The sequence below is a fragment of the uncultured Endozoicomonas sp. genome (assembly GCF_947495845.1).
Classification (GTDB): Bacteria; Pseudomonadota; Gammaproteobacteria; order Pseudomonadales; family Endozoicomonadaceae; genus Endozoicomonas.
The window spans coordinates 144,524-161,171 of record NZ_CANMAO010000003.1; the positions used below are offsets into that span (position 1 = coordinate 144,524).

Here is a 16,648-nt window from a genome sequence, read left to right on the forward strand (position 1 = left end):
TTATTTCCCTCCCTTATCCACTGCCGTATTTTCTGGCAAACCCAATACACGCTTGGCAATAATGTTCAGTTGAATCTCCGAGGTGCCACCGGCAATACTATGGGTTTTAGACGACAGCCAATCTCTGGTTAACTGAAGCTCCTCATCGGAAAAGCCATCATCAGAAAATGCATCACCGCTCCAGCCCAAAGCCTGTTCACCAGCTATTTTCAGAATCAACTCATATTTCCGCTTTTCTTCTTCCGTTCCCACGTATTTCAAAATAGTGGCCACATTCATATCGCCGACACCCTCGGCAAATTCGTCCGCCATACGCTGTTGGGTTTTATCCAACGCCCGCTTGGCGATTTCGTGACGGGCAATGTCCTGACGAAAGATGGGATACGCCAGTTTGCCGTCCACCAGACCAATATGTTCAATAGCCGAGGAACGAGGGGTTACTGCCGCACGAACAGCAGAGGATTCCATATCGGACATCATATTCCGTTCAAACTGCAAAACCCGTTTGGCAACGGTCCAGCCCTGGTTTTCAACGCCCAGCACATTCTTCTTCGGTACACGAACATTGTCGAAGAAGGTCTGGCAGAAATGGGTTTCACCGGTAATCAGTTCGATAGGTTTGGCATCGACGCCTTCGCTGGCCATATCAAACAGCAGGAAAGTAATGCCATTATGTTTGGGCGCATCAAAATCGGTTCTTACCAGACAGTAGACCCAATCGGATTCATCAGCTCCGGAGGTCCACATTTTCGAACCGTTAATAATGTAATCATCGCCGTCGGAATCTGCACGACACTGTAACCCTGCCAGATCAGAACCTGCACCCGGCTCTGAATAGCCCTGGCACCAGCGAATTTCTCCCCGGGCAATTTTAGGTAGATGCTCTCTCTTCTGCTCTTCTGTCCCAAACTCAAGAATCGCCGGCCCAGCCATCCAGATACCCAGATTCACCTGAGGTGCCCGGCAACTCAGCCTTGCCATCTCTTCTTTGAAAATACGCGTTTGCTGACGGTCAAAGCCAGCACCGCCGTATTCCTTCGGCCAGTCCGGAACGCAATAACCTTTTTCGACACAACGATCAAACCACAACTTTGCATCAGTGGAGGCAAAGCGAACGTTTCGACCACCCCACACCTGCTCTTCCTGAGTCACCGGCGTTCGCATGGACTAAGGACAGTTGTCGTTCAGCCAGGAGCGAACTTCTTCACGAAATGTTGTTAAATCAGACGTTAAATCAGACATAGTATTGTCAGACATAGCTGTCACCTGCCCTGTTTATTCCGTTGGAATGACAGAAAAACCATCACGTACCGGTACTTTATTGGCAAAGTACTCACCCAACGAACTGTGCATAGATTCTGGAGTCCAAACTTCAGGGCTTTCAAAGCGGGCCGCTTCTTTCGGGCTGTCGATCACTGTCACCTGCTTGCCCCAAACCACAAACACCTGACCAGAGACATTACCCGCATCAGGCGATGCCAGATAAGCGACCAGCGGGCTAACGTTTTCCGGTGCAAAGGTATCGAAGCCAGTTTCAGGTTTTACAAACATATGGGCCGTGGCTGCCTGATTGGTCATATCGGTGCGGGCCCGTGGGCAGATGACGTTTGCTGTCACACCGTAGTTATACATCACCTGGGCTGCGCCCATGGTCATGGCCACAATGCCCGCTTTCGCTGACGCGTAATTGGGTTGTCCCACTGAACCGAACAGGAACGCTTCTGACGATGTGCTAACCAGTCGACCATAAACCGGAGCGCCGTCTGCTTTACACTTTTCACGCCAGTATTTGGTGGCGTGGCGCATATTCACAAAGTGACCTTTCAAGTGAACTCGTACGACAGAGTCAAATTCATCTTCGGTCATATTAAAAATCAAACGGTCGCGACAGAAGCCGGCGTTGTTAACCATAATGTTGACATCGCCCCATGTATCCAGGGTCTTTTTGAACAACGCTTCAGAGTCGTTCCAGTCGGCGCAATCACCGAAAAAGGCAACGGCTTCACCGCCAAAACCTTTGATTTCATCAACAACAGACACCGCCGCGGCTTCTGCTTCAGCATTGCCGCCCAGATCATTGATAACAACACGGGCACCTTCTTTTGCCAGGTTCAGTGCTTCTGCACGACCCAAACCACGGCCTGCGCCGGTAACAATGGCAACCTTTCCATCCAATGAGCTCATGTTTATTTCCTATTTTATTGTTCTTGTATGCATTCCCACGCGGAGCATGGGAACGAGATCTTTGGGCTTTTGCGGCAACCTCGAAGCATGGGAACGAGTCTAAGCCGTCGGTATAAAACAAGTGTCGTTAAATTCGCTCAATGATAGTGCCGGTACCCACAGAGGCACCGCAGCACATGGTAATCAATGCGGTGTTTTTATCAGTGCGCTCCAACTCGTGAAGAGCAGAAGTAATTAATCGGGCACCTGTACTACCAACTGGGTGACCAAGAGCAATAGCACCACCATTGACGTTTACTTTATCCATATCTGGCTGATAAACCCGTGCCCAGGAAAGAACGACTGCGGCAAAAGCTTCATTCACTTCAAACAGATCAATATCGCTCAGGCTCATGCCACTCTTTTTTAGCAGGGCTTTGGTGGCATCCACCGGCCCATCCAGTAAATAGTAAGGGTCAGAGCCAACCACCACATCCGTAATAATGCGGGCTCTTGGCTTCAATCCACGAGCCAGTGCTTCTTCTTTACTCATCCAGAGCACAGCAGCAGAACCATCGGAAATCTGGGAGGAGTTACCCGGGGTATGGACACCACCCTCAGATACCGTCTTTAGCTGGCTAAGCGCTTCCATGGTGGTTGCACGAAGCCCCTGATCTCTGGAGACCTGTTTAGTTTCACCGTTTGGCTTACCATCTTCACCAAACGCTGGCGCATCAACAGAAATGACTTCCCGATCAAAATAGCCTGCTTCCCATGCGGCAGCTGCCCGTTGCTGTGAACGCAGTGCAAACTCATCCACATCCTGTCGGGTAATACCACGGTTTTTAGCAATGCGTTCGGCGCTCATAAACTGATCCGGCGTGCTGTCCCAGGGCCAATTTTCCGGCATGAAAAATCCGGGGCCGTTATAGACGTTCATGCCCAGACCTACACGACTCATGGCTTCTACACCGCTGGCAATGCCCATTGAAATGGAACCGCCACGAATAAGGGAAGAGATGAGATGGTTTGCCTGCTGGGCGGAGCCACATTGCGCATCAAGGGTTGTTGCACCACCAGCCCATGTTTTACCCATGGACAGCCAGGCATGACGAGCAATGTTGCCAGCCTGCTCACCGGCCTGGGTGACACAGCCCGCCATGATTTGTTCAACATCGTCGTATTCAAGGCCGGCTTTTTCAACAACCGCTTTCATGGATAACGCCAGTAACTCAGCGGCATGAAAACCGTGGAGGTCACCAACAACGTGCTTTCCCCGAGCGATCGGGGTTCGCAGTGCTTCAACAATTACGGCCTCAGCCATATCGGACTCCTTCTTATTATTTTTTTAGTAACGTATGACACAGCACGTTAGAGCATCTGAAACAGAAGATAAATGACAGAATCCGTCCACTTTGCAGTGACAAATTCTCCCGCTACCGGGATAACTTTTTTTTCGCTAGGATTCAGCAACGTTGGTTTATAAAGAGAAGAAAAAGCCATGAATCAGTATCACTACAAAGACATTGAAGCCCTGCAAGCAGAAGTCACTGAAACTTTTGGGGATTGGAGTGAGCCGTTAACCATCTCACAGGAACTGATAAACCAGTTTGCAGAGTTATCAGGCGACACATACTGGCTACACACAGATCCAGAAAAATGCTCGCAACACAGTCCTTTTAAAACGACCATTGCCCATGGTTTTCTAACACTGGTATTACTGCCCAAAATGCCCACACCTCTGCCTTGTGAAGTAACCGGCTTTAACAACATGCTGAATGTTGGCTCCGATAAACTACGATTCACCGGTATTGTGCCCTCCGGCAGTCAGGTTCATTGTCGCTCACGGGTAAAGTCCATTAAAGGGAGTTCAAAAGGAACCACCATTACGCTAGAGCAGAATATCCACATCGTTGGAGAGGCACGTCCTGCCCTGGTTTATGAAATGTTGTTTATGTATATGTGAACCATCTTTAAAAAATGCTTGGGAATAAGAGGCTGGGCAGACTTTGCCAGCCTCTGAAGAACAAAAACACTTTACTTTTCTACAAACGCCCGCTCAATCACATAATCCGCTACATCGCCCGTGTGAGTGGAGGCTTTGAAGCCAAGATTGTCCAGAATGACCGACAAATCATTAAGCATGTGCTGGCTGCCGCAGATCATGGCTTTATCAGTTTTTGGGTTGAGCGGCGGAAGATCCAGGTCATTACAGAGCTGACCAGAGTTAATAAGATCAGTGATACGCCCCGTATTTTTGAACAATTCCCGGGTAACGGTTGGGTAATAGATTAATTTTTCCCGAATCTCGTCACCCAGGTACTCGTGGTTTGGCAACTCGCCCTCGATAAAGTCCTGATAAGCCAGCTCGCTCACATAGCGGACACCGTGCACCAGAATCACTTTTTCAAACCGCTCATAGGTTTCCGGGTCTCGGATAATGCTCAGAAAGGGCGCCAAACCCGTTCCGGTAGAAAATAGAAACAGGTTCTGAGCGGGCGTTAAATCACCTACCACTAGAGTACCAACAGGCTTTCGGCTGACCAGGATGTTATCTCCGGGTTGTAAATGCTGAAGCCGGGAGGTCAACGCTCCGTCGGACACTTTAATACTTAAAAACTCGAGATGCTCTTCGTAGTTGGCACTGGCGATGCTGTAAGCTCTCATCAAGGGCTTACCATCCACCTTCAGACCAATCATCACAAAGTGACCATTATGAAAGCGCAGGGAGGGATCACGGGAGGTCGTAAAGCTGAAAAGGGTATCATTCCAGTGTTTTACTGTAAGCACCGTTTCTTCGTTAAATGCGGACATATTTTGCTTCTTATCGGTTTATGGCGTCTCCGTATTGGAGCACTCATCCGTGGTAGACAAGGGCATAACATACCATAAGGATGCAGTACTTTAGTAAATCAGTCGGAAATATGCTTAAAACCAGAGTGCATACTGGCCTTGAACTGAAGCCAGCTTATTAAATCCATCAAAATCAAACAGTGATCTGTTATAGAAACCTTGAACTTAAATACAAAGTCAATGTCCATATTTTTACCACTCACTTTTCAAAAACTGCAAATCCAATCTTATAGAAAGTATGTTATGGGGAATACAATAAAAGCCAATGGCTCGGCTCAAGCCGACGTCAACACCTCTATTGTGGCTAAACGTCGTGGTGGAGCACCTCACGGCAAGTTTAATAGTCACGATATAAAGAGCACAGACACACCTAAAGATGAGCTTAAGTTAGATATTAAAGTGGGGAATAGCACATTTGCATTTACATCTTATGATTCATCAATAGCATCAAGAACCTGTAAACCACTGACAGCTGAATCACTCAATAACTTCCCTACAGCCGGCTCTCTACGAACAGCATTAAATGGCTTAATGAACCGGGATAAAGTGTATAAATCTCTTTTTACTCATGGGCTCGATTTCCTCTCATACGGTATTCAAGCAACTTCTGATAACGCATGGCGCGATCTGTTAAGCGAAGAGCTTGAAGGAATTGAAAAAGAAGAGTGGTGGAACAAAAACACCAAAAAAATCGCGACCTATATGCAAGGCCTGATATTTAACTGCCTTATCCATTCAGAAAAATATTACAAACAGAGTGACCAGAAAAGCCTGGCTGCTATAGCCGATTTAAAAAATCAACTCAGCGATATTCTAAAAAAATACTTCTTTACCTTTGGCGAAGAGGCTTTAAAGGATATATTCACTAAAGAATACCCTCGAAAAACCAAGTACAACTACCATTTGGGTAGTGCATCTATGCCCTCAAATGACTATTCTTATCTAAAACAAACGCTTTTGGATTTTAGTAACAATAGAAGCAGCCACTTCCCCCTCTTGAATCAACTGGCCAACCCAAAAGTAAGCTACGATGAATTGGCAGAGCTATTTACGTTGACAGAAGACGAAAGACAAAAGCTTGCCGAAATTTCACGGGGAAAAGAACAAGACAGAATCAAGAATCAGAAAGCTGACTTATGCAGAAATTGTTGTTTACCTGACAGTTTTCAACTTATCTCCGGGTTGACCGGCTTCAAAAACTTTAACCTAACCTGCTACGCTGGCTCAACCTTATTAATGATCATTCACACCTACTCTGATCAGATTCCAGATAACCAAGAACCACCTGATGTCGTCAGTGACGATATTTCCGATATTCAAAATGAGTCAAGAATACATACCGAAAAGAATGTATGGGTCGAGAGGCTAAAAAAACAATTTCATAAGGTTGTAAAAATGTTCACACAGGATAATAACGTTGATAGTGAACAAAAAGAGTATAGGGATTTCCTTCAACTGTGCATAGAGGGCTCTGAAAAGCACTATTGTCATCTTATTGATCTTTTCAATGATAAAACCGGTGCAAGAACCGTTTTCAAGCCAGAAGACCTTCAGCAACAAGATTGTGCAGAGTTGCTAAACAATTTACCACTAACACTGCTTGATGAAACAAAACAAGTAAACTTTTCATTTTTTCCAATATTTGAAAAAAAGTATAGCTTGAATGGCTGCACCCAGGTTATTCAGGACGAAGAGATCAATAACCCACTCTCTATTCTTCGCATCCCCATTCCAGACTCTGCTAACAATGAAGAGTTATCCTTTCAAAAGTTAGTTGATCTGTACACAAACTTTACTTCATCCGGCGGCACCAACTATAAAAACATTGATGGTCAGCGCTGGCTATTAACCCATGATCGATTTAAAAATCTAATTCTTAATGATACTGCGCCAAAGGTAATATTTCTCGAGCCTGTGTTGAATGATAACCTTGACCAAAGAGGCGCTTTCAGAGAAAAGATATCCAAGGATACCTCAGCCTTCATCGAAATGCCTTTTACAAGCTTTGAAACCCAAATAGAAACACGCTATCTATATGAGAAGGTAGGAATATCTTTCTTTGCTGAAGGGAGTTCTGACGGCACCTTTATCAGGCACTATAGAACCGCTTTAAAACTCAGAGAAGATCACCCAGCCCTCAAGCCGGGGCAAAACCCTTGGGTGCTCTATGATGACAGTCGCGTTTATTCCATACCCACTGATGAAGAACAAAACATACCAGGCATGGTACCTTCAATGGTTGCTTACAGACGAGTTCACCACAATCAGTCAGGCTCGTCATAAACCCCGTACCGCTTTGCCAAAGCCTTAAACCATCCTGCTCTTTCTTTAGATTCAGAGATGGCCTGCTTTAACGCTTCATATTCAGTCCAAATTGGCTCCGTCAGTAACGCCTCTACTTCGTCAATTTCCTCATTAAAGTAATCATCAAGGCCTTCATCACTGAGGGTACTGGCATAATAAACATCCATTGGCAATTTGACTGCCGACTTCACCAGGCCCAACACTGAAAATGCAGTTACTGCAAACAACACCATTGGAGCTGAGGTAACAGCTCCCAAAAATGCACCGGTCATGCCTCCAATCACTAAACCCAGATCAGTGGCGTTGGAGTCTTGCCCCATCATCATTTTCGCCAGCTTAACCGCCCCCCCAATTGCGCCACCAACAATGGCTCCCAGAAATGCAGGTACTGACATCGCCAATATGCCAGTGACGGTCGCGCCCAGCACGGCAAAATTTAAAATACGCTTTTTAATCGCATTTAGAGGATACACACATCGTTCATACAGAGAAGTGGTATTAACTGTCAGCTGTTCCTTTGGGCAAAAGAAGTTTTTAATATCACCTTTCCCCACCATTCGTCCAGAGCGAGCCCCTTGAGCACCGTTATCTACAACGGAAAAGCCACTAAAAAAGGAAAGTGGGTTGAAGCCAATGCTGAATGACATTATTTCCCCATCAGGCACTAACGTATTAAGTAAGAAAGGATACTAAAACAACGGGGAGAAGATATCTCTAACATAGCAGTCAGTGATACTGACCAAACCCCTTGATAGCAAAGAGAGGAAAGCCGAACCGTCTTAATAGATGGACATAAAAAAAGGGAATGCTAAAAATAGCATCCCCTTCTTCAGAAAGTAGCAAAGATCGAATTAGGCCAGAGCCGCTTTCGCCTTTTCTACCAGCTGACCAAAAACAGCCTTATCGTGTACAGCCAGATCAGCCAGTACCTTACGGTCGATTTCGATAGCCGCTTTCTTCATACCAGCAATGAAACGGCTGTAAGACAGACCATTCATACGGGCACCGGCGTTGATACGGGCAATCCACAGAGCGCGGAACTGACGCTTACGCTGACGACGGTCGCGGTAAGCATACTGACCAGCTTTAGTAACTGCCTGCTTGGCTACGCGGAATACGCGTGAACGCGCACCGTAATAACCTTTAGCCTGCTTAAGAACTTTTTTGTGACGACGGCGTGCAATGACGCCACGTTTTACACGTGCCATGAGTTAATCTCCGAAAAAATGAGCAAAAAGCGAATTGGATCTTAGTCGCGCAGCATACGCTTAACGAGACCCTGGTCAGCCGGGGATACCAGAGAGGTACCGCGCAGTTGACGCTTACGCTTGGTGGTCATCTTGGTCAGGATGTGACTCTTGAAGGCACCTTTACGCTTGTAGCCGGTAGCGGTTTTCTTAAAACGCTTGGCGGCTCCAGATTTGGTTTTCATCTTTGGCATGAAAAACACTCCGCATTCGCGATCACCAGTGTGCGAAACCAGTGTCGGAAGGTTAAAAATAAGCCCAACTGTAGCTCATCGCCCAGCAGGCGAAGCAAGACAAAAATAACCGGCTCAAGAGCCTGAGCTCATTAAGCCGGTCATTGTCGAATTACTTCTTCTTTTTGGGGGCAATAACCATGATCAATTGACGACCTTCCATTTTTGGAAACTGTTCAACGGTTCCGAGTTCTTCCAGGTCTTTTTCAACCCGTTTCATCAGATCCATGCCCAGTTCCTGGTGAGCCATCTCACGACCACGATAGCGAAGGGAGACCTTCGCCTTGTTGCCCTCAGTCAGGAAACGTACCAGGTTGCGCAGTTTTACCTGGTAATCTCCTTCTTCAGTACCCGGGCGAAATTTAACTTCTTTCACCTGGATGACAGTCTGCTTCTTCTTGGCCGCAGCCTTCTGTTTTTTCGACTCGTACGTGTGCTTACCAAAATCCAGGATTTTGCAGACCGGCGGTTCGCTGGTCGCATTAATTTCAACCAGATCCAGCCCCGCTTCCTGAGCCATGGCCAGAGCATCAACTGTGTCTACAACTCCGACCTGTTCCCCGTCTGCCGCGATAAGCCGGACTTCTTTTGCACGGATATTTTCATTAATCGGAGCCTTTACCGGGCGGCGATCACGGAAGCTGTTGCGTCTGATGGTTGTATCTCCTGTGTAAGCAACATAGTACGCCCCGATGGTCGTCATCGATTTTACTCATCAACCATCGGGACAATTTTTCAAGCAGGCTAGCAAGCCGAATGTTCAGGCTGTACGACCACGCTTGAGAACGTCAGAGTTAAGACGCTCTTTAAACTCGTCAATGGACATAATGCCCAAATCTTCACCGGTACGGGTACGAACCGCAACGGTATTGTTTTCCATTTCCTTATCACCGATCACCAGCAGATAAGGCACCTTCATTAAGGTGTGTTCGCGGATTTTAAAGCCGATCTTCTCGTTTCTCAAGTCCGCTTTTACCCTAATACCCTTTTCAGACAACATTTTTTCCATATTTATGGCGTAATCTGCTTGTCTGTCGGTGATATTGAGGATCACAGCCTGAGTCGGAGCCAGCCAAACCGGCATAGCGCCTTCGTAGTGTTCGATCAGAATGCCGATGAAGCGCTCGAAGGAACCCAGAGTAGCGCGATGCAACATAACCGGAGTTTTGCGCTCACCGCTTTCATCCACATATTCCGCACCGAGTCGACCTGGCATGGAGAAATCCACTTGAATAGTACCACACTGCCATACCCGACCGATGCAGTCTTTCAGGGAAAATTCGATTTTAGGTCCGTAGAATGCACCTTCACCGGGCAGTTCTTCCCATGGAAGCTCTGCAGCATTAAGGGCATCTGCCAGTGCCTTTTCGGCTTTATCCCATACTTCATCAGAACCTACGCGCTTTTCCGGGCGAGTAGAGAGCTTGTACAGCATATTTTCACGGTCGAAACCAAAATCATCGTACACGCTGTGCAGGAAGTCGATAAATTCAGATACTTCCTGCTGAATCTGATTTTCAGTACAGAAAATGTGGGCATCATCCTGCACAAAGCCACGGACACGCATCAGACCGTGCAGAGAACCGGAAGGTTCGTTACGGTGACAGGAACCAAATTCCGCCAGTCGCAGAGGCAAATCACGGTAGCTTTTTAAGCCCTGATTAAAGACCTGAACGTGACACGGACAGTTCATGGGCTTGATGGCCATGTCTTTGTTTTCGGAACTGGTGGTAAACATGCCATCGGCGTATTTATCCCAGTGACCGGATTTTTCCCACAGGCTGCGATCCACCAGCTGAGGGGTTTTGATCTCTTCGTAACCGGCCAGGCGCTGCTTAGTGCGCATGTACTGTTCCAGCTCTTGATAAATCGCCCAGCCATTTGGGTGCCAAAACACCATGCCCGGCGCTTCTTCCTGCATATGAAACAGATCGAGCTTTTTGGCCAGCTTACGGTGATCACGCTTTTCTGCTTCTTCCAGACGATGCAAGTAAGCCTTCAGGGCTTTTTTATCTTCCCAGGCAGTACCGTAAACGCGAGTCAACATTTCATTATTGGAATCGCCACGCCAGTAAGCACCAGCAACACGCATCAGTTTGAAGGCTTTCAATTTGCCGGTGGACGGCACATGAGGGCCACGACACAAATCCATCCACTCACCCTGACGGTAAACGGAAATTTCTTCATTGCCCGGCAGATCGTTGATGATCTGAACTTTGTATTCTTCGCCCATGGCTTTGAAAGCACTGGTCGCTTCGTCGCGCGTCATCACTGCACGTTCAATGGCGAGATCCTGCTTGGCGATCTCTTCCATGCGTTTTTCGATTTTGGCCAGGTCATCCATATTGAAAGGACGCTCGTAGGCAAAATCGTAATAAAAGCCGTTTTCGATGACTGGCCCAATGGTTACCTGAGCCCCCGGGAACAAATCCTGAGTTGCCATGGCCAGCAAGTGCGCGGTGGAGTGGCGAATCACATCCACCCCTTCTTCATCACGGGTGGTGATGATGGCTAATTCTGAGTCTTCGCTGATTTTTTCGCTGGCGTCCACCAGCTGGCCATTCACTCGACCAGCAAGGGTCGCTTTGGCCAAACCCGGACCGATGTCCTGGGCTACTTCCATTACAGATACTGCGTCAGCAAACTCGCGTTTACTGCCATCGGGAAGTGTAATAACGGGCATGAAAGATTCCTTAGATTGTTTCACTTTTCAGTGGCAACCCGTACCGGGGGCTGCTTGTTCTTTAACCACTAACCCATACGCAGGGCTAAGGCTGTTGCCAGTGGCAATCCATACAAAGGATTGCATGAATTTTCTCAACGTCTATTCAGGAAGAATGATAAACAAGGGGGAGAAAATCACAGATTAACCAAGATATCATCCTCGTTATAACGCCTCAGTGTCAAGCTTGAAGCAACACGATCATAGGCTTCATGGCTACCGGCAAACATCATGACAAAGCACAAATCACAGCGCGCCATTTGTAAGCCGTCAGTTCTTTCACTACTTTCATTAAGTGCTTAGGAAGAGAGCGTGCCATAACCATCCTTTCAGACCGAAGCCACAATTGTGTGAAGCCCATTTACAACAGAGTTGTCTCGTCATTGCACTTTGCAATACCCCTCCTATTTATAGTTTCTTCTTTAATGAGGATCGCTATGCTGCTGCACCTGCTCAAAACACATTCTCTTGCTTTTCGCCTTGTCGCGAAACCACTCTTCCTATTGACGACAATATTGATCACCAACTCAGGTCATGGGTTCTATAAACACAATGGGACGCCAAACCTTGAGTACATATCTGGCGATTACGCTGAAGAAATTGGTTCAGATATTCCAGAGCCTGCAAAAGAAGTGCTGGCGCTTCGCTTAACAGAACTGGAAGGCAAGCTGACAGAAAGCATCAAAGCGATCAACAACCCAGAGCTCACTGCATTTTACGATTCGGTGTTCAGTGCCCAGAGCCAATATTCACTGACATCACCGGAAGAGCTGATCGACTTGATCAAACAACCCAGTAAAGACAGCGCGCCTTTATCAGTAAAAGACAGCGCTCAAATATACCTGCAATTGATGTTTTTCCTGTCCGCCTATACACACCCAGAGGCAGAGGACTATATTTCATCGGACAAGCTGTCCATTCTGCCCATCACGAACCTGCCATTAGACCTACCCAATGGCCAGTTAGTCAGCCTGTTCATCGATGAAAACCTGTTGACTGGAAAAGCCATCGCGCCGCAGGTCGTATCGCCAAGATCGGCCACCTACCTGTACCAGTCTCCCATTGACGTTTATCTTGCCAAGCTTCCTGACAACACGGTGCTCAAGTTATCTGAAAACAGTTATGAGGCCAGCGTCAAATTGTTATTCCTTCTGTATACGGACTTCATGAATGATATGAAGACGCAACTTTCCAAAAAAACAGATGGGCAACAAACCGCTCACCCTGCCGCAAAACTTAACCCTATGTTTCGTCAATTCAAGGCTTTTCTACAAGACCTTGAACCCTACCTGCCTACTAACCTGATTGATCAATCAAGCTCAACTGCCAGAGCGCTTTCAGAAGTACTCAATACAAAAACTCTGCTAATTTATGATGGGCTTAACGATGAAACGGCCAATGAAAAAATAGTGAAAGATTACAATGCGATTCTGTCATTTCTGCATTCAATGGCTAATAAGCTCGATGTACCGGCCAAAGCATTATCACACCTGAGAATCACCTCCTCTGACGTGAAAAACTGTGCAACCTGTGTTCAGGTCGGTATTGAAGAGTCCGGTGGTGCAGACGCTTCCGCGGAGATCAATGGGGAGCTCAGTGAGCACATGCAGAAAGTACAGGCAATATTCAAGGGCATGCTCGATAAAGAGCGAACCGTCCATATCAACGTCATCAACTCTCTTCTTGCCCACATGAAAAACAACATGATTAACCGTATTAACGAAGAGTTTGAAATCTGCCTGAAACAGATCGCTGAAGAGTACGAGCTGGCTGCAGCTGCTCTCTAAAGCGGCACTGCAACATTGCGCCCGGAACACTCGGGCGCAATTCAGTAACCCCGATATTCACAGAGATACCAGACGCCTTTATTAAGCCGTTTTCAACAACAACGATGTTTCAAGAGCGGTTATATGGCTTTCAAACTGCTGCAGTTCTGCCCTTTTACAGACAGTGTAAAGGTCAATATATGACTGAGGAATGTAATGTTTAAGCAACTGACTCCTGGCCAAACAAGACAAAGCATCCGCAGGCCTGTGAGGTAACAATGGCATATCATTATCAGCCTCTGGTAATGCTTCTGCCGGTGGCACCAATTCATTCTCGATACCATACAGCATACCGGCTAACACTGACGCCAGCGTCAAATAGGGATTGGCATCCGCTCCCGCTACCCGATGCTCAATTCGACGATCTTCACGACCACTGACCGGAATCCGTAAAGAAACCGTTCGGTTGTTATGTCCCCAGCAAGCCTGAAGCGGAACGTACATATCCGGCACCAGCCGCCGGTAAGAATTCACATTAGGGCATAACAAAGCCACGGTTTCTGGCATTAACTCAATGGAACCAGCAATGGCCTGTCGTAACAGAACGCTGTCCTCTCCATCGCTATTGGCAAACACATTCTCACCAACATCATCCTGAAGACTGACGTGTATGTGCAACCCATTACCCGGGTGCTCTTCGTAGGGTTTCGCCATAAACGTGGCTTCATAGTTGTATCGAGCAGCCACTTCGCGGATGAGACGTTTAAGCATAATGGCATGATCGCAGGCCGCCAGAGGGTCATCCCCATGCTTCAAATTAATTTCAAATTGCCCCGGTGCCGCTTCGGCAACTGCGGAGTCCGCTGGTACGCCCTGTGATTTAGCCAGCTGATTCACATCATTAAGAAAGCCGGCAAAGTCGCTCAGGCCATCAACAGAATACACTTGCCCCATGGTTTCACGAACACCACTAACACAGCCTATTGGTGGTTGCAGGGTACCTTCTTTATTGCGTTCAGGATCCACCAGATAAAATTCCAGTTCCAACGCAACCACTGGATTCAAGCCCAACCCGTTAAATCGCTCAACAATGGGTTTTAAAACATTTCTGGGTTCATAGGGAAAATCGCTGCCGTCTTCATTCACCATGGTTAAAAACACCTGGGCGATTTTCTCAGGATCCGTTGCGGAGGGTGCCAGTGTGCCCAATAAAGGAAGGCAAAGGTTGTCAGGCTCCCCAATGGTCATGCCCAACCCTGCTTCTTCTATCGTCACACCGGTGATATCCAGAGAAAACACAGAGCAGGGCAGATAACAGCCTTGTTCAATTTTTTGAAATGAGGATGCGGGCAGCCGCTTGCCTCGGACAAAGCCATTGATATCAGGCAGCAGTGTGTCTATGTATTCTGTCTGAGGATACCGTTCAAGATAATCAGCCAGCTCTTCGGTAAACTTAGGCATACAACAATCCTTTCATGTTCTGGAATCCCAGCCTCCAAGGCCTTTCCAATTATTATTATTCGTATACTTTCAGATCTCATACTGCCCAAAGAACCCGAAGCGTTCAATATTTTAAACACGCTTCCAGAAAAAATGACGCTGAAACGGTCACTTTATCGATAACACCAGCTAAAAGCTAAAAAGACCGCTCAAGCAATATTTACCAGTGAATTAAACTAATATTTATGTATTTTCAAGACATAAATCTATGAGATTTCATGTTAAATATTGATAAACCCCCATGCAAATAAGATCACGGAGTTGAATATGCGGATTGGCGTACCTAAGGAAATAAAAAATCACGAATACCGTGTAGGCCTCACTCCAGCAGCGGTTGCTGAGCTAGTGAATAATGGACACCAAGTGTGTGTTGAAGATCAGGCCGGTGTCGGTGTTGGATTCTTCAACGAAGATTACGAAGCTGCAGGCGCAACCATCCTTGGGACTGCCGATGCCATCTTTGAAGCCGCAGAGCTTATTGTCAAAGTGAAAGAGCCTCAGGCCGTGGAACGTGCCCGGTTAAAGCCTCATCATACCCTCTTCACCTATCTACACCTTGCCCCAGATGTTCCACAAACCAATGACCTGATCAACTCTGGTGCCACCTGCATTGCTTACGAAACCGTAACCGATGCCCACGGCCGCCTGCCTTTACTGGCACCAATGTCTGAAGTAGCCGGTCGTATGTCGATTCAAGCCGGCGCTCGCTGTCTTGAAAAATCCATGGAAGGCCGCGGTATGTTACTGGGTGGCGTTCCTGGCGTAGAACCTGCCAAAGTGGTGATTATTGGCGCTGGTGTCGTCGGTCAAAATGCCACTGCCATGGCTGTTGGCATGGGCGCCAACGTGGTTGTGCTGGATCGTTCGGTGGACGCCCTGCGTAAACTGGACGCCCAGTATGGCAACCGTGTTCGCACGGTATACTCCACAGCGCTTTCCATCGAGCAACATGTCCTGTCTGCTGATCTGGTCATCGGTGGTGTTCTGCTGCCAGGTGCTGCTGCTCCGAAGCTGATTACCAAAGCACTGGTAGAAAAAATGAAGCCGGGCTCTGTGATTGTGGATGTTGCCATCGATCAGGGTGGTTGCGCTGAAACGGCCAAAGCCACCACTCATGCTGAACCAACCTACATTGTTGATGATGTGGTTCACTACTGTGTTGCCAACATGCCGGGCGCTGTTGCCAGAACCTCTACACTGGCACTGAACAACGCTACCCTACCTTATGTTCTGCAAATTGCTAATAAAGGTGCTCGCAAGGCACTGGAAGACAATCCTCACTTGCTGGAAGGCCTGAATGTCTGCAAAGGCATCGTCACCTGCGAATCCGTTGCTGAAGCTCAAAACCTGGCGTATAAGCCTGCTTCAGAAATGGTAAAAGAGATTTAATCTCTGTCTTGATGGCCTTCAATGAAGGCCATCAGATCTATTTACCCCTGTTTTATTCCCTACTGTATTTCCTGCTTTAAAGTAACCACCAGCCTAATATCTGAACGGTTATCAACACTGAAACCCCCTGTAATAATGTCGCTGCCGTCATCGTATCCATCCCCGAAAACTCCGCGATCACCCAGAAGAAACTGTCGTTCATGTGGGCACCGGTCATTGATCCACCGCCACACCCTAGACTCTCTTTTTCAGCGTCCCGGTTTTATGTTGACGTTATCTCGGCACTATTTCACCACTCTGGGCCTATTCCCTACTGTCAATTAGCTAAGAAGCCCAATAACCCTGTCAAAAAATAGACTTTCTTCAGCCGTGATCTTGTTTTTAATAATCCCCAACGACGTTTCAAAAATCTCGTATCTATACTCAGTAGAAATTCCCGGCAATGGGGATCTATAAAAAAAACCAATCGAA

15 protein-coding genes are annotated in these 16,648 nt (G+C 47.2%); 4 read left to right on the forward strand and 11 right to left on the reverse strand.

The genetic code is table 11. From position 1 onward, the window contains the following. From Q1B11_RS03665 to Q1B11_RS03675, 3 genes are all read right to left on the reverse strand, one after another. Window positions 1–1,164, reverse strand: coding sequence for an acyl-CoA dehydrogenase family protein (locus tag Q1B11_RS03665; protein ID WP_299727663.1), 1,164 nt, complete (start codon window positions 1,162–1,164; stop codon window positions 1–3). Between the two features lie 111 nt (window positions 1,165–1,275). Further along, window positions 1,276–2,184, reverse strand: coding sequence for an SDR family NAD(P)-dependent oxidoreductase (locus Q1B11_RS03670; protein WP_299727667.1), 909 nt, complete (start codon window positions 2,182–2,184; stop codon window positions 1,276–1,278). 127 nt (window positions 2,185–2,311) lie between these two features. Beyond that, entirely contained in the window at window positions 2,312–3,487 is a 1,176-nt protein-coding gene (locus Q1B11_RS03675) for a steroid 3-ketoacyl-CoA thiolase (protein ID WP_299727670.1), read from the reverse strand. Between the two features lie 177 nt (window positions 3,488–3,664). On the opposite strand from Q1B11_RS03675, the gene Q1B11_RS03680 reads away from it, so the two are divergent. Then, complete coding sequence (locus Q1B11_RS03680; protein WP_299727673.1) at window positions 3,665–4,129, forward strand: MaoC family dehydratase; 465 nt, start codon at window positions 3,665–3,667, stop codon at window positions 4,127–4,129. A gap of 71 nt (window positions 4,130–4,200) precedes the next feature. On the opposite strand, the gene Q1B11_RS03685 is transcribed toward Q1B11_RS03680, so the two are convergent. Then, entirely contained in the window at window positions 4,201–4,977 is a 777-nt protein-coding gene (locus Q1B11_RS03685) for a ferredoxin--NADP reductase (protein ID WP_299727676.1), read from the reverse strand. A gap of 219 nt (window positions 4,978–5,196) precedes the next feature. Between Q1B11_RS03685 and Q1B11_RS03690 the strand changes: the two genes are divergently transcribed. After that, complete coding sequence (locus Q1B11_RS03690) at window positions 5,197–7,299, forward strand: hypothetical protein (RefSeq protein WP_299727679.1); 2,103 nt, start codon at window positions 5,197–5,199, stop codon at window positions 7,297–7,299. Here Q1B11_RS03690 and Q1B11_RS03695 read toward each other — a convergent pair. The 5 genes from Q1B11_RS03695 to thrS all read right to left on the reverse strand — a co-directional run bounded on the left by Q1B11_RS03695 (window position 7,281) and on the right by thrS (window position 11,483). Continuing rightward, window positions 7,281–7,967, reverse strand: a complete 687-nt coding sequence (locus tag Q1B11_RS03695) for a hypothetical protein (RefSeq protein WP_299727682.1) — start codon at window positions 7,965–7,967, stop codon at window positions 7,281–7,283. The two genes, Q1B11_RS03690 and Q1B11_RS03695, sit on opposite strands and share 19 nt — an antisense overlap. Before the next feature lie 204 nt (window positions 7,968–8,171). Next, window positions 8,172–8,528, reverse strand: a complete 357-nt coding sequence (rplT, locus tag Q1B11_RS03700; RefSeq protein WP_067520002.1) for a 50S ribosomal protein L20 — start codon at window positions 8,526–8,528, stop codon at window positions 8,172–8,174. Between the two features lie 41 nt (window positions 8,529–8,569). Then, entirely contained in the window at window positions 8,570–8,761 is a 192-nt protein-coding gene (rpmI, locus tag Q1B11_RS03705) for a 50S ribosomal protein L35 (protein ID WP_067520004.1), read from the reverse strand. A gap of 151 nt (window positions 8,762–8,912) precedes the next feature. Further along, a complete protein-coding gene (gene infC / locus Q1B11_RS03710; RefSeq protein ID WP_095210488.1) occupies window positions 8,913–9,503 on the reverse strand; it encodes a translation initiation factor IF-3 in 591 nt (196 codons plus the stop codon). 57 nt (window positions 9,504–9,560) lie between these two features. Then, a complete protein-coding gene (gene thrS / locus Q1B11_RS03715) occupies window positions 9,561–11,483 on the reverse strand; it encodes a threonine--tRNA ligase (protein ID WP_299727705.1) in 1,923 nt (640 codons plus the stop codon). A gap of 476 nt (window positions 11,484–11,959) precedes the next feature. Between thrS and Q1B11_RS03720 the strand changes: the two genes are divergently transcribed. Beyond that, window positions 11,960–13,309 (forward strand): hypothetical protein, encoded by a 1,350-nt coding sequence (locus Q1B11_RS03720; protein ID WP_299727708.1) that lies wholly within the window; start codon window positions 11,960–11,962, stop codon window positions 13,307–13,309. Window positions 13,310–13,390: 81 nt separating this feature from the next. On the opposite strand, the gene Q1B11_RS03725 is transcribed toward Q1B11_RS03720, so the two are convergent. Next, window positions 13,391–14,749: a glutamine synthetase family protein gene (locus tag Q1B11_RS03725; RefSeq protein ID WP_299727711.1), complete on the reverse strand. Its 1,359-nt coding sequence runs from the start codon at window positions 14,747–14,749 to the stop codon at window positions 13,391–13,393. Between the two features lie 306 nt (window positions 14,750–15,055). Here Q1B11_RS03725 and ald point away from each other — a divergent pair, with 306 nt between their 5' ends. Beyond that, window positions 15,056–16,177 (forward strand): alanine dehydrogenase, encoded by a 1,122-nt coding sequence (ald, locus tag Q1B11_RS03730; RefSeq protein WP_299727714.1) that lies wholly within the window; start codon window positions 15,056–15,058, stop codon window positions 16,175–16,177. 76 nt (window positions 16,178–16,253) lie between these two features. On the opposite strand, the gene Q1B11_RS03735 is transcribed toward ald, so the two are convergent. Next, entirely contained in the window at window positions 16,254–16,394 is a 141-nt protein-coding gene (locus tag Q1B11_RS03735) for a hypothetical protein (RefSeq protein ID WP_299727717.1), read from the reverse strand. Between the last annotated feature and the right edge of the window lie 254 nt (window positions 16,395–16,648).